The organism is Fulvivirga sp., assembly GCF_040218215.1.
In the GTDB taxonomy this organism is placed as follows: Bacteria; Bacteroidota; Bacteroidia; order Cytophagales; family Cyclobacteriaceae; genus Fulvivirga.
This window is the reverse complement of sequence record NZ_JAVJQL010000013.1, coordinates 43,118-57,611: the sequence shown is the minus strand read 5'-3', so window position 1 is coordinate 57,611 and position 14,494 is coordinate 43,118. Positions and strand designations below refer to the sequence as shown.

Annotated in this window: 12 protein-coding genes; 7 read left to right on the top strand and 5 right to left on the bottom strand. The window is 38.8% G+C overall.

Annotated elements, in window-relative coordinates:
* Positions 1-22: 22 nt before the first annotated feature.
* The 5 genes from RIB54_RS07365 to RIB54_RS07345 form a co-directional block, all read right to left on the bottom strand.
* Positions 23-328, bottom strand: a complete 306-nt coding sequence (locus tag RIB54_RS07365; protein WP_350100144.1) for an isoamylase early set domain-containing protein — start codon at positions 326-328, stop codon at positions 23-25.
* Between the two features lie 239 nt (positions 329-567).
* Complete coding sequence (locus RIB54_RS07360; RefSeq protein ID WP_350100142.1) at positions 568-1,488, bottom strand: rhomboid family intramembrane serine protease; 921 nt, start codon at positions 1,486-1,488, stop codon at positions 568-570.
* A gap of 5 nt (positions 1,489-1,493) precedes the next feature.
* Entirely contained in the window at positions 1,494-2,288 is a 795-nt protein-coding gene (locus tag RIB54_RS07355) for a rhomboid family intramembrane serine protease (protein WP_350100140.1), read from the bottom strand.
* A 6-nt stretch (positions 2,289-2,294) separates the two neighbouring features.
* Entirely contained in the window at positions 2,295-4,112 is a 1,818-nt protein-coding gene (gene mutL / locus RIB54_RS07350; RefSeq protein WP_350100138.1) for a DNA mismatch repair endonuclease MutL, read from the bottom strand.
* Positions 4,113-4,126: 14 nt separating this feature from the next.
* The gene (locus tag RIB54_RS07345) at positions 4,127-4,474 is read right to left on the bottom strand and encodes a hypothetical protein (protein WP_350100136.1); all 348 of its coding nucleotides are present in this window, start codon (positions 4,472-4,474) and stop codon (positions 4,127-4,129) included.
* 120 nt (positions 4,475-4,594) lie between these two features.
* Here RIB54_RS07345 and RIB54_RS07340 point away from each other — a divergent pair, with 120 nt between their 5' ends.
* From RIB54_RS07340 to RIB54_RS07310, 7 genes are all read left to right on the top strand, one after another.
* Positions 4,595-7,471 (top strand): serine hydrolase, encoded by a 2,877-nt coding sequence (locus RIB54_RS07340; RefSeq protein ID WP_350100134.1) that lies wholly within the window; start codon positions 4,595-4,597, stop codon positions 7,469-7,471.
* A gap of 1 nt (position 7,472) precedes the next feature.
* Entirely contained in the window at positions 7,473-8,615 is a 1,143-nt protein-coding gene (gene bshA, locus RIB54_RS07335) for an N-acetyl-alpha-D-glucosaminyl L-malate synthase BshA (RefSeq protein WP_350067676.1), read from the top strand.
* A gap of 65 nt (positions 8,616-8,680) precedes the next feature.
* Positions 8,681-9,307: a sterol desaturase family protein gene (locus RIB54_RS07330; protein ID WP_350067678.1), complete on the top strand. Its 627-nt coding sequence runs from the start codon at positions 8,681-8,683 to the stop codon at positions 9,305-9,307.
* A 478-nt stretch (positions 9,308-9,785) separates the two neighbouring features.
* Positions 9,786-10,883, top strand: coding sequence for a vWA domain-containing protein (locus tag RIB54_RS07325; protein WP_350067680.1), 1,098 nt, complete (start codon positions 9,786-9,788; stop codon positions 10,881-10,883).
* 13 nt (positions 10,884-10,896) lie between these two features.
* Positions 10,897-12,393 (top strand): P-loop NTPase family protein, encoded by a 1,497-nt coding sequence (locus tag RIB54_RS07320; protein WP_350100132.1) that lies wholly within the window; start codon positions 10,897-10,899, stop codon positions 12,391-12,393.
* 11 nt (positions 12,394-12,404) lie between these two features.
* Entirely contained in the window at positions 12,405-13,055 is a 651-nt protein-coding gene (locus tag RIB54_RS07315) for an AlbA family DNA-binding domain-containing protein (RefSeq protein WP_350100130.1), read from the top strand.
* An 81-nt stretch (positions 13,056-13,136) separates the two neighbouring features.
* Positions 13,137-14,477 (top strand): PhoH family protein, encoded by a 1,341-nt coding sequence (locus tag RIB54_RS07310; protein ID WP_350100127.1) that lies wholly within the window; start codon positions 13,137-13,139, stop codon positions 14,475-14,477.
* Positions 14,478-14,494: the final 17 nt, after the last annotated feature.

Genomic DNA, 14,494 nt, shown 5'->3' with positions numbered 1-14,494 from the left:
TTATTAATTCGCCTCTTTTAACTTACAAAATTACAACTGAATTGTCTTCTGAAGACACACCGCTATTTACATAAGCGTCTGCATCCCAGTCATTAACCCATACTTTATTATCAATCAAATACCTGAATTGGTAAGTATGCTCTACTGGCAGCTCTATCGTGGCTTTAAATTCACCACTTTTCAATTTCTTCATTTCCACACCTTTGGTCCATGAGGTGAAGTCACCTACAACCTTTACATCCTTTGCCTTTGGTGCAGCTTCAGCTGGCAAACTTAGGGTAACCTTAGCCACTGGCTTGCCTTTCAAATACTGTTTCTTAATAGCCATTACTTTGAATTTTTACACAAAGCAAATGAAATTTTAAGCTGATTGTAAAGGCATAAGCAATAAAAAGTTCAGCAATCGTTAACGCAATCGGTGTAGTGATTCATGTCATTGCGGAAATTTTCTGCTTATACTCTATCAAGCAGAAAATTATCCGCAATCTCCTGAAGATTAAATAGATACCAAAATTTAACTTTTCTTGATTCTAAAATTAAATTTTCCTGTTTGACAAGGGGGGTGTGTTACTTACTAGCGTTGAACAACTTCTGTTTCTCTTCTTTGGAAAGGCTTTCATAGCCCTTCTCTGAGATTTTATCGAGAATAGCATCTATCTCCTCCTGACTCGCGTCACCACCTTTTTTTGAAGACGATGATCTGGATGATGAAGACCTGGATGCCGTTGTCTTCTCCTTTTTATAAGACACTTTTATTTTTGAAGAAGGTTTGAAAAAGCTCTTAAAGAAATTCATCGTGCTAATTATCCATTTGCCCCAGTCATTACCACTTTGCAGCTGAGTAATGTATAAATACCCCATAAAGGCGCCACCTAAATGAGCAATATTACCACCGGCATTGCCACCAACAGATCCTAAAAACGAAAGCACTATATAAAAGCCTGCAATGTATTTGATCTTTACTGGCCCAATAAACATTAGGAAAAAGGTGTAATTAGGCATTAAAGTAGCCGCTGCCACCACCACCGCATAAACTGCAGCAGAAGCACCAACCATACCTGAAAAGCCAGAACGCTCAACATAAAAGGGTATAAGGTTATACACCATGAGGTAAGCAACACTACCCGCCAGTGCGCCCAGCACATAAAGGATAATTACCTTATCACTCCCCAGGTATTCTATAATCAGCTTTGCAAACCAATAGAACACGAGCATGTTAAACAGGATATGAAAAATATCATTAAGACTATGTGCAAAGGCATAGGTGATAAGCGTCCATGGCCTGGTTAGGAAATCAGTAAAAACAGGTGGTATACTGAACTGATCGTATATAAAATGGAATACTCCTTGAAAACCGAACAAGGATGAAAAAACATTCAGCAAAGCCAAAAACAGGAACACCACAACATTGATGATAATCAACTGCGTGTGTGCGCTATTCGGCCTGTTGAAAGCGTTTTTAAAATCGTCCTTTATGCTACCGTACATTCTTATTAATAAAATTTATTCCTGTCATTCTTCCAAATCTGGATCATGATAAACGCAAAAACCATTCCTCCCAAATGGGCAAAATGAGCGGTGTTGTCACCCCCAGCCCTATTCAACCCTGAATATAGTGCGATTGCTCCTAATATCAACACCAAATACTTCGCTTTTATTGGTATAGGCGGGAATAAAAGCATCAATTCGGTATTTGGAAACAGTAAACCAAAGGCCATTAAGATCCCATAAATGGCGCCAGAGGCTCCCAGCATAGAACCAAAGTTGAAAGTTTCGTTATACAACTGCTTGGCATAAACAATACTTTGTTCCTCCAGCCTTTCATTATCAGGGTTTTTAGCATACGCATCTATAAAATCATAAATAGCTGGATTGGCTGATTCAATATTTTCAACAACTAGTCGGTTAAAAGCCTCAGGGTCGGGATTAGCGATATACAAATTGACTGCACTTTCGACATTGCTAACCTGAAAGTATTCAATACCATTATAGAGCAGTCCTGCTCCTATACCTGTCACCAGATAGAAAATCAGAAAACGCTTAGGCCCCCAAAACTGTTCTAACAAAGGCCCTAAAAACACCAGTCCGAGCATGTTAAACAATATATGGCCAAAACCACCATGGGCAAACATGTAAGTTAAGAATTGGTAAGGGGCAAAATTTACAGAACCGAACTTCCATAAAGAGACCATTTCAGTGAAATGGATGCTTGTGAAGAATTGCTGCAAAAGAAAAAATACAACATTTATAATTAGCAGGTTTTTAACAACCGGTGTCAGTCTCAGCATATAAGTCTAATTAAAATAATTTTCAATCGTTAATGTTTCGAGGATATGAAAAGTTTTTCTTCCATTGGGAGCGTAATTTGCATTTTTACAGGCAAAAAGTTGGTCTATTAGCACTTCCATTTCTTCTTCATTCAATCTGCTGCCTATTTTAAGCCCGGTTCGCTTTGCTAACGACCTGGCCAAATTCTCTTTTTTAGGAAGCGACAATTCCACATTCTTTTTAAACTGATCCACCAAACCTTCAAACACTTCCTTCTCATTTGTAGAAGTAAGATCAGCTGGCAAACCTTTGATCAGAATGTCACTCTTTCCGAAAGGTTCAATGATAAATCCCAATGAATTAATCTCCTCTTCCATCTCCATTACGAGGGAGAAGTCAGAAGGGTTGAGTGAAACTGCCTGAGGAAACAATGATTGCTGCGAAACACCCGATTGATGCTCAAGATAGAGCAGGTATTTTTCAAACAAAATCCTTTCATGGGCCGCTTGTTGATCAACTATCAACATCCCTGATTTTACCTGGGTAATGATATATCGATGATGCAGTTGAAAGATAGGCTTGCCTTTTTCAGGCTTGGCTTCTACATCGGCATCGTTGTTCATCCCGCTGCCAAACGTCAAAGTCATTTCTGAGCTCTCCTCCTCCCTTATGCCCGAGAAATCTGCTCTACCAGGAGTTTCATCAAAAAGACTCTCCCAATTGTCTTTATTGGATTGCTGACGTGTATCTGTATTTCTAAACTGGCTATAGTTCTTATCCTGAATGGTCTCCCTATTGATATGAATCTTTTGAGTCAAATTAATATCTGCCGAAAAATCCAAAGTTGGCGTAATATTATGTGTAGCTAATGACTGTCTTACGGCTGCCCGAACTATAGCATAGGCCGTTCTTTCATCATCAAACTTTATTTCAGTTTTTGTAGGGTGAACGTTGATATCAATATGTTTTGGATCGATACTGATAAACAACACATAGAATGGGAATGACCCTTCGCCTATAAGACCTTCAAAAGCCTTCGTTACTGCGTGGTTTAAATAATTGCTTTTTATAAACCTGTTGTTCACAAAAAAGAACTGCTCGCCTCTGGTTTTCTTAGCAAACTCAGGTTTACCAACGTAACCCTGAATTGATAAAGGCTCCAGCTGCTCTTCACAAGCCACCAATTGTTCTTTATAGTTCTTGCCAAACAAATGCACAATCCGCTGGCTCAGCTTACCGGGAGGCAGGCTGTAGGTCTCCATGTCATTCTGATGCAAACTAAAGCCAACTTCAGGATAGGCCAGGGCTATCCTTTGAAACTCATCCACTATGTGTTTCATTTCCACACCATTGGATTTCAGGAAGTTTCGCCTTGCCGGTACATTGTAAAACAGGTTTTTTACAGTTATTGATGTTCCCTTTTCAGCGGCTGCTGGTTCTTGTTTCTTTATTTCTGAGGCTTCAATTACAATAACTGAACCCAGCTCCTGATCGGCCTGCCTGGTTTTAAGCTCCATCTGAGATACGGCAGCTATTGATGCAAGCGCCTCGCCTCTGAAGCCCATAGTTCTTATAGAAAATAAATCTTCCGATTTGCTGATTTTTGAAGTAGCATGGCGCTCAAGGCTCATTCGGGCATCTGTCTCTGACATGCCCTTGCCGTTATCAATCACCTGCATAAAGGTCTTGCCCGCTTCCTTTACTATAAGTTTAATAAAAGTAGCCTCAGCATCTATAGCATTCTCCAATAGCTCCTTTACGGCAGATGCAGGACGTTGTACCACCTCACCGGCAGCAATTTGGTTAGCCAGTGAATCAGGAAGTAGTTTAATTATATCAGACATTCAAAGACAGCGGGCTATATGATCCTTCTCATTTTAAGGTAAAGTAATAATGTAGAAGCAGTCGCAAAAATATAAAGGGCAATATTCCCCAGATAGATATAACCAAAAATCGCAAAAGCCAGCAGCATCATAATGATGAGCTGCATAAACGTGGCGGAACCCCCAGAATTACTTCTGCCCCTTTTAAATGCCCCTGCTATTCTTGATGACCTGTATTCCACATCCTCATCTCCATTGGCTACCAATTCCCTTTTAATTTGGTTCGTACGCTCTTCAATCTCTTCTTTTACAGGATCATAGTAACGAGGCTCAATTCTAAATCTCTGATACTTGGCTATTCTAAATAATGAAGGGACTTTCATACAAATATTTTTTTGACCATTCAACGCCAACTTGTAGGTATGGCTTGGTGTTTCTTTATATAACTTCGTAGTATTACAAATCTACTTAATAATCGCTGTAATCATAAAAGTAACGGCCATATGCTCAGAAAAGTTTTAGTTGCTGTAACACTCGTTTTCATCACAAAAATGTCGGTTGCGCAGCTAAGTTCTGATGCCAAATCCAGATGGGTTGATAGTGTCTATCAGGCGCTTACAATGGAGCAGCGCATTGGGCAGCTTTTTATTATGGCCGCTTATAGCAGCGGCAATGAGCAACACCATGATGTGATTGAGAACCACATTAGGAAGTTTAATATTGGTGGGGTCATCTTCTTTGATGGAAGTCCCGTAAGCCAGATACGGCTTACCAATAAATATCAGAAATCAGCTGATGTTCCCCTGCTCATTGGACTAGATGCCCGAACAGGGCTAAGTAAATATTTAGACAGCACCTTATCCATTCCGGATTACCTGACCATGGGTGCTGTTCAGGATGATGGATTAATAAAAGACCTGGCCAATGACCTTGCAAAACAGCTGAATTTGATGGGTGTAAACTTTACCGTTGGCCCTTCAGGTTTAATGCCAGATGAGTTGTCCTATAATTCAGGCTTTAGTTCAGACCAGCTGGTCTTGGAAAATAAGGCTAAAATATTTATTGATGCTTTTAAAGAACATAATATACTGGGCTTTTCAGAGTACTTCCCAGGCTATTATCATGACAACCAGTCTGATAAAATTTTAGAAATCAAAAGGAGCAAAAAGGAGCTGGACATTCATGAATTAAGACCCATCAAATCTCTTGCAACAAATAATGCAGATGGAATAATTGTCAGCCATGTTATTACTGATCTGGACAAGAAAAAGACCCCTTCATCACTATCTGAAAACAGTATTAAAGTACTTAAGGAAGAAATAGGCTATAAAGGATTGGTCGTATCTGATGCGTTGAGTGACAAAATGCTTTTGGATATGTATAAGCCTGGAAAACTAGAGGCTATGGCTTTCAAAGCTGGTAATGATATTTTGCTGATGTCAACCAATATCAGCGCAAGTGTTAAGCAAATCAGAAGGCAGATCAATCGAGGCGATATTCCAAGATTTCGACTTGAGAACAGCGTAAAAAAAATACTGGCCCATAAATATGATTTAGGCTTAAACCAACAAAAAACTATTGACTCACAGAACATCCATCTTAAACTTAACAAGCCTGAGTCTCAACTCACTGTTAATAAAGTTTTGAGAGCTGCACCAACAGTAGTTCAACAGAAGGATATACTTCCAATAAAAGCATTGGATGAAAAAACCTTTGCTACAGTAAGCTTTGGAAATCAGCAATTGTTTGATGACTATCTTGATAAGTACAATTATATTATTCACTACAACTTGTCAATTGATAAGTACAGGCTGGAAGAAAATCTCTCGAGGTATGACTATGTGATTATTGGCCTATTCGATCAATTTCAAATTGTGCAGGCTTCTGAACTTGTCAACAAACTCAAAGACAAGACTAATGTAATTGTCTGCTCATTTGTCAATCCGTTTTTGCTCAAAAGTGTTGAGTCAGCTGCGGCACTGGTTATAAATTATAATACTGACATAGAATCAATAAAATTAGCACCACAGATAATTTTTGGTGCGCAAGAAGGGCAGGGAAGGTTGCCCGTCAATGTTTCGGAAAAACTTGCTTTAGGCGCTGGAGTAAACACCGGAAAAATAAACAGGCTATCATATGGCACCCCTGAAGAAGTAGGGATGGACAGCCAGGTCCTCGATAAAATAACAGATATCGCTATTGAGGCCATTAATGACCAAGCTACCCCCGGCTGTCAAGTAATTGTGGCAAGACATGGCAAGATTATATTCAATAAATCTTTAGGGCATTATACCTATGACAGCATAGACCCTATAAATGATCAGACCATTTATGATGTAGCTTCCATCACGAAAGTGGCCGCTACCACTCAGGCATTAATGTTTCTGGAAGAACGAAAGATGATTGATATGGATAAAAAAATATCCTACTACCTCCCAGACCTTAAAGGCACAAACAAAGAGGATATGATAATAAGGGATATTCTCACACATCAGGCAGGGCTTTGGCCCTATCTCCCGTTCTGGAAACAAACTGTAGAAGATACATTGAATTATAGCGCCTACTACAAGGAATCACCAAATGACGATTACACATTCCAAATTTCCAATGCGCTGTACAGCTCAAGAATGGTTAAAGACAGCGTGTGGAACTGGGTAATAAAATCGAAGGTTAGGGAGAAGCCTAAAAGAAAGCCTTATGACTATAAATACAGCGATATGGGCTATTACATGCTTATGCGTTTGGTTGAAAATATGGTTAACCAGCCTATAGATGAATTTCTACAGCAAAACTTTTATGACCCCATGGGACTGAGCACCATGAGCTATTTGCCTTTGTGCAAATTCCCAATAAGTCAGATAGCACCTACAGAATATGACAACTATTTTCGAAGAACTCTTGTTTATGGATTGGTGCATGATCAGGGAGCTGCCATGATGGGTGGTGTTGCGGGTCATGCAGGTTTATTTAGCAATGCACTAGACCTCGCTAAATTGATGCAGATGAACATGCAGGACGGAAACTATGGAGATAATAAATATTTTATGCCTGGTACGGTAAAAAGATTTGCTTCGCAGCAATATGAAAGTAACCGCAGAGGCATGGGTTGGGACAAGCCTGTTGTAGGCGAGTGGAATAGCCCTACATCGGCATATGCATCAGGAAAAACCTTTGGGCATACCGGGTTTACAGGAACGGCCGCCTGGGCTGACCCTGAATTTGACCTTGTCTATATCTTTTTATCTAATAGGATATACCCAAATGCAGAAAATGGAAAACTAATTAAAAATAATATCCGTACAAGGATTCAGGATTTGATCTATCAGTCAATGTGGAGTTATTCTGCGATCCATTGTACCGATGAGGTAAATAAAGAATAAGATGAAGATAGGAATTGTATGTTATCCAACATTTGGTGGTAGTGGGGTTGTAGCCACAGAGCTTGGTAAGGCGCTGGCAAAAGGCGGCCATCAAGTACACTTTATTACCTACTCACAGCCTACCAGGCTCGATTTTTTCAATCAGAACCTCTTTTATCATGAGGTTACTTTAAGAAATTATCCGCTTTTCGATTATGCTCCTTACGAACTGGCACTTGCCAGTAAAATGGTGGATGTAGTAAAGTACGAGAAGTTGGATTTACTGCATGTGCACTATGCCATCCCTCACGCTTCAGCAGCATACATGGCAAAACAGATTTTAAAATCTGAAGGCATTGATATTCCAGTTATAACCACTCTACATGGTACTGACATTACCTTGGTGGGTAAAGATGCATCATATGAGCCGGTGGTAACCTTTAGTATCAACCAGTCAGATGGTGTGACTGCGGTTTCTGAGGATCTTAGAAAAGACACCTATCAGCATTTTGATATCACTAACGAAATTGAAGTTATTCCCAACTTCATTGATCTGGAAAGGTTTAAAAAGCAGAAAAAAGAACATTTTAAAAAGGCCATTTGCCCTAATGATGAAATGCTGTTAGTACACACCTCAAACTTCAGGAAAGTGAAGCGCGTTGAAGATGTAGTAAAGGTCTTCCATAATTTGAGAAAAGTAATTCCAGCTAAACTTCTTTTGGTAGGTGATGGCCCAGAGCGTACACATATAGAAGCACTTTGCAGGGAATTGGGAGATTGTGATGACATTAGATTTTTGGGCAAGCTCGAAGCCGTGGAAGAAGTGTTATCAGTAGCTGATCTGTTCATAATGCCATCTGAAAAGGAAAGTTTTGGCCTGGCAGCACTTGAAGCCATGGCTTGTGAAGTTCCTGTAATATCCACTCAGGCTGGAGGTATTCCTGAGCTTAACATTCAGGGAAAAACAGGCTTTTTAAGCAAAGTGGGAGACATCGAAGACATGACAAAAAATGCATTGTTTATACTTGACAAGAAAAATTTGGCTGGTTTTAAGAAAAATGCCCTGAACAGGGCAAAAGAATTTGATGTAACTAAAATAATGCCGCTATATGAAGCGTATTATAAGAAGATTTTGGCTAAATCCAAACAACTACAAGTCAGTTAAATTTTTTAAACATATTTCATTTAAACTATTAAAATTTAAACGCATAATATAATTTTGTTGGGGAAATGAACGATGCTAAAATGACTAATCAAGCAGCAAAACCAAATAATAGTGGCACTAAAACCTTGTCAAACAATGCTTTCATCGAGCGTTTGACAAGAACTCATATATCTATTCCAATTACCTTGTTTTTTCTTTATTCGTCAGGGTTACTTTACTGGAGTGCAACACATACCAATTTAACATTGGGCATTACCATCGCCTTATTTTCTGTAGGCTTATTGGCCTTCTCTTTGGTAGAATACTTGATGCACAGGTATTTATTTCATATGAATGCGTACACAGCAGCACGTAAAAAAATGCAGTATATTATGCATGGTGTACATCATGAGTTCCCAAAGGATAAGGATAGATTGGCTATGCCTCCTTTGGCTAGTTTGACCATTGCCACCATACTATTATTCCTTTTTAGGCTAATAATGGATGACTATGTGTTTGCCTTTCTTCCAGGTTTTTTGATTGGATATGCCAGCTATCTATTTGTTCACTTTATAGTTCATGCCTTCCAGCCTCCAAAGAACTTTTTCAAAAAGCTATGGGTTCATCACGGCATTCATCACTATAAGGATAATGAAAAGGCCTTTGGTGTTTCTTCGCCTTTATGGGATTACATCTTCAGAACAATGCCATAAAAAAATCCTGACTTAAAAAGTCAGGATTCTGCTGTATGTTTTAGTTGTTTGGTTTTCGAGCTTGTGTACTTCTGCAACCTATACTTTAGCACAGTTTCCAGAAGTTTATTAATGTCAATATTTTTCAAATTCAATCGCATAAAGTTTTATATTCTTTCTTTTTGCATTGTTCTTTCCTTCTTCACTTTTTTGCTTTTTTTGGCGTATGTCGGGCAGGTGTAAAACCCACAAGATGACGCACAAAAACCAACGATTAAAATTAGAACTATAGACTTTTTCATTATATAAATGTTTAATTAACCAACTATGCAAAGTAACTTGTATTAGCACTCTTAAGTTGTACCTATTCTGGGCAGAAAAGCTTTAAATCTTACATTGTGGAAACGAAGTTGAAAATTAAATCGAATGGCGAATTGAACAGAAATAGACTAATATTGGTTTAAGTGTTATCTTAAAGAATAGATGCTATTAATACTTCATGCTAGGCCATAGATTTACCCATTTTATTCCTGATCCAAACAATAACAAGTCAGACTTTGACAAGCTGCTGGACATCTTCTTACAGCTGTTAGTTATTACAGCAGGTGACGTTTCCGAAGCGCTCAATTGGTTAAACAATGTGGATAGGCAATACAACCTTACAGGAAATGAATATGGCATCGGTGATTTTATTGAAGATTTGAAGAGCAAAGGTTACATTACCGATGAAAATCCGGAAGGCAAATTTGAGGTCACTGCCAAAAGTGAGCAGAAGATGAGAAGCAGTGCGCTGGAAGAAATTTTCGGCAAGCTCAAAAAGTCAAAGAAGGGGGATCATAAAACAAATTTTGGAGGAATGGGCGATGAGCCAAGCACTGACAAAAGAGACTATCAGTTTGGCGATACTTTGGAGCAAATCTCAATGACCGATTCATTAAGAAATGCCCAGATCAACCATGGCCTTGACAGTTTCATGATGACTGAAGGTGACCTTGAGGTGATGGAGAATGAGTTTAAAACCCAGACTTCCACTGTGTTGATGATTGACATCTCCCACTCTATGATTCTTTATGGTGAGGACAGGATAACACCAGCAAAGAAAGTAGCCATGGCTCTAGCTGAACTGGTCACTAAGAAATACCCTAAAGACACATTGGACATTATTGTTTTTGGTAATGATGCTTGGCAAATTCAAATTAAAGACCTCCCCTACTTACAAGTAGGCCCATATCATACAAACACCGTAGCCGGATTGGAGCTTGCTATGGACCTTTTAAGAAGAAGAAAAAATGCCAATAAGCAGATATTTATGATTACAGACGGCAAGCCAACTTGCCTAAAAGAAGGAATAAAATATTACAAGAATAGCTTTGGCCTTGATAGCAAGATTATGAACAGAACGCTGAACCTGGCCAAGCAATGCAAGAAATTAAAAATACCAGTTACTACTTTTATGATTGCCTCAGACCCTTACTTAAAGGAGTTTGTAAAAGAGTTTACAAAAGTAAATGACGGTAATGCATACTACAGCAACCTGCAAGGCCTTGGTCATTTGATATTTGAAGATTACAGAAGAAACAGACGTAAAAAGTTATAAGCATAAACATTTTATGAACCACAACGAAATTAAAACCTTAGGTGCATTGACGAAAGCGGGGTATAAACCCCGATCAGTAAAACAGGAATTAAGGGATAATTTGATTCAGAACTTAAAAGATAAAGTCAATGTATTTGAAGGAATATGGGGATATGAAGAAACGGTAATTCCTGATCTCGAACGTGCCATTCTCTCCATGCATGACATTAACTTTTTAGGACTCAGGGGTCAGGCTAAAACAAAAATGGCCAGAATGATGGTAAAGCTTCTGGATGAGTACATTCCATACATCTCCGGAAGTGAAATGAACGATGACCCACTACTGCCAATATCAAGATTTGGAAGGGATACTGTTGCTGAAAAAGGTGATGACACTCCTATCAGTTGGTTGCACCGAGATGAGAGATATACCGAAAAGCTGGCCACACCAGATGTAAGCATTGCAGATTTAATTGGGGATGTAGACCCTATAAAGGCCGCTACCATGAAGCTGCCTTATTCTGATGAGCGTGTAATTCATTTTGGCTTAATCCCAAGATCACACAGATGCATTTTTGTTATTAATGAGCTGCCTGATTTACAGCCCAGAATACAAGTGGCCCTGTTTAATATACTTCAAGAAGGTGATATTCAGATTCGTGGTTTCAAATTAAGAATGCCGCTGGAAATACAATTTGTATTTACCGCAAACCCAGAGGATTATACCAATCGTGGTAGCATAGTTACTCCATTAAAAGATAGAATTGACAGTCAGATCATAACACATTATCCGAAGTCAATTGAAATAGGCAGGAAGATAACGGAACAGGAAGCTCATATTAAGCCTGAACAGGAGGCTACTGTTACTGTGAATGAAATAGCCAAAGATTTAATAGAACAAATAGCTTTTGAAGCTAGAAACAGTGAGTATGTTGATGCCAAAAGTGGTGTCTCGGCAAGGTTAACCATCTCCGCTTATGAAAACCTGATGAGTGCAGCAGAAAGACGAGCACTGATCAATAATGAAAAGACCTACATCCGTGTCTCAGACTTTTATGGCGTTATTCCGTCAATAACTGGCAAGGTGGAACTTGTTTATGAAGGTGAACAGGAAGGCCCTGGCATTGTAGCTCACAACTTGGTTGGTAAAGCCATTCGTACCAAATTCGTAGAGTTTTTCCCTGATCCTGATAAAATAAGAAAGCAAAAAGCTCCAAATCCATACAAGACCATTACTGATTGGTTTGGAGAAGAAAATGTTTTGGATATTCTAAATGACTTTAGTTCGAAAGATTATGAAAAGGCTCTAAACGAAATTCCAGGGCTCAAAGAATTAATAAAATCTTCTCACAGCAAAGCAGATAATAATTTAAGGTTATTTTTGATGGAGTTCGCATTGCATGGTTTGTCGGAGTACAGTATGCTCAGTAAACACCAATTGGCGAAAGGGTTACAGTTCAAAGACCTTTTGAGCAGTATGTTTACTATGCCTGAACCTGATGATGATGCGGATGAAAGTGATTTTAGGTAAGCCCATGAAAAATGACTTTTCAAGAATTAAAACGACTTGTCTCACAGGGTGAGTCAGAAACATTAGAGTTTAAAAGAAAAGTAGCTCATCCGGAAAAGATCGTAAAAGAAATTGTGGCCTTCGCTAATACAAAGGGGGGCAAGCTCTTGATTGGTGTATCTGATGATGGCACCATACCTGGTGTTAAGTTTCCTGAAGATGAAATTTATGCGCTCAACAATACCATTGAGAAAATGTGCCACCCTCTCCCCGACTATGAGATCATGCATGTGGAAATCAATGAAAAAAACACTGCATTGGTATATGATATACCTGTGAGCAATAAAAGGCCTTTACATATAAAAGAGAATGCTGACAGCAAATGGGGACAGGTGTATGTGCGCTTCGGAGACAAAAGCATCAAGGCCAGCAGGGAAGTGCGGGAAATAATAAAAAGGCAAAAGCGTAATAAAGACATTAAATTCAACTTTGGTGATAAAGAAAAGATATTAATGTCATACCTGGAGGAACATAAAACCATAAATCTTTATCAATTTCAGGCAGCAGCCAAGTTAAATAAGTACACTGCATCAAACACACTGATAATCTTGGTGTTGGCAAACGTATTATCTGTAGAGCCCTGTGATAAGGGAGATATTTACAGGTTGAAAAATAAATTTTAAATTATTTCAAGACTTCTTTTGCCTTTATAAACAGTTGTCTATTTTTAGACTAACTACAAGGCATTTTTTAATCCTACCGGTATGGCGAAAGCGGAGAACAAAGAAAAGAAGATTTTTGTCCTTGACACTTCAGTAATTATTTATGAGCACAACTCCATCATGAATTTTGATGAGCACGATGTGGGCATTCCTATTACTGTTTTGGAAGAACTTGACCAGTTTAAGAAAGGAAACGACACTAAGAATTTTGAGGCCAGGGAATTTATCAGGTTGATTGATAAATTGGCTGAAGGAAAAATGCTTCATAACTGGAATCCATTGAATGGTAAGACCCGAGGGAGTTTTAAAGTTTTAATGGATCAGAGCAGCACAGTTGATGCTACCAAAGTCTTTGATGAAGAAAAGGCCGATCATAGAATACTGAACTCGGCACTCCAGCTCAAAGAAGAGATGAAAGACCGAAAGGTTATTTTAGTCTCTAAAGATATAAACCTGAGGCTTAAGGCTAAATCACTGGGCCTGCCGGCAGAGGACTATACTACTGGTAAGGTAAAAAATGTAAGCTCTCTTTATACTGGCAAAACGGTGCAAGACAGAACCCCTCCTGAGAAGATCAATGAGCTTTACGAGAAAGGGAAATGTATACCTGCAGAAATCTTAGGTAAGAAGAAGCCACAGAAAAATGGTTACTATATTCTTAAAAATGGGAAAAAATCCGTTCTCGCCTATTACAACCCTGTATTAGATCAGGTAGAACAAGTTGAAAAGAGGTCTGTGTATGGCATAAAGCCAAGAAATGCAGAGCAGGCATTTGCTATTCATGCCATACTTAACCCTGACATCAAATTGGTAAGCATGCAGGGTGTAGCAGGTACAGGAAAAACTTTGATTGCACTGGCAGCTGCGCTTGAACAAAAAAGGGATTACAAACAAATCTATCTTGCAAGGCCGATTGTGCCATTAAGCAACAAAGATATCGGTTACTTACCAGGTGATATCAAGTCCAAACTGAACCCATATATGGAACCGCTTTGGGATAACCTGAAATTTATCCAGAACCAATATCACGAGTCAGACAAGGAATACTCTAAGATTACCGAAATGGTAAATCTGGAAAAACTGGTTATTACTCCTTTGGCCTATATAAGGGGAAGAAGTTTATCCAACATCATCTTTATTGTAGATGAGGCACAGAATTTAACACCTCATGAGGTTAAAACCATCATAACTAGAGCTGGGGAAAACACTAAGATCATTTTTACTGGAGATATATATCAGATTGATACCCCTTATCTGGACTCACAAAGTAACGGCTTGTCCTATCTGATAGACAGGGTGAAAGACCATGAACTTTATGCTCATGTGACCCTGGAAAAAGGTGAAAGATCGGAGTTAGCAAACCTTGCTAATGAGTTATTATAAATATTAATTGTCCACCA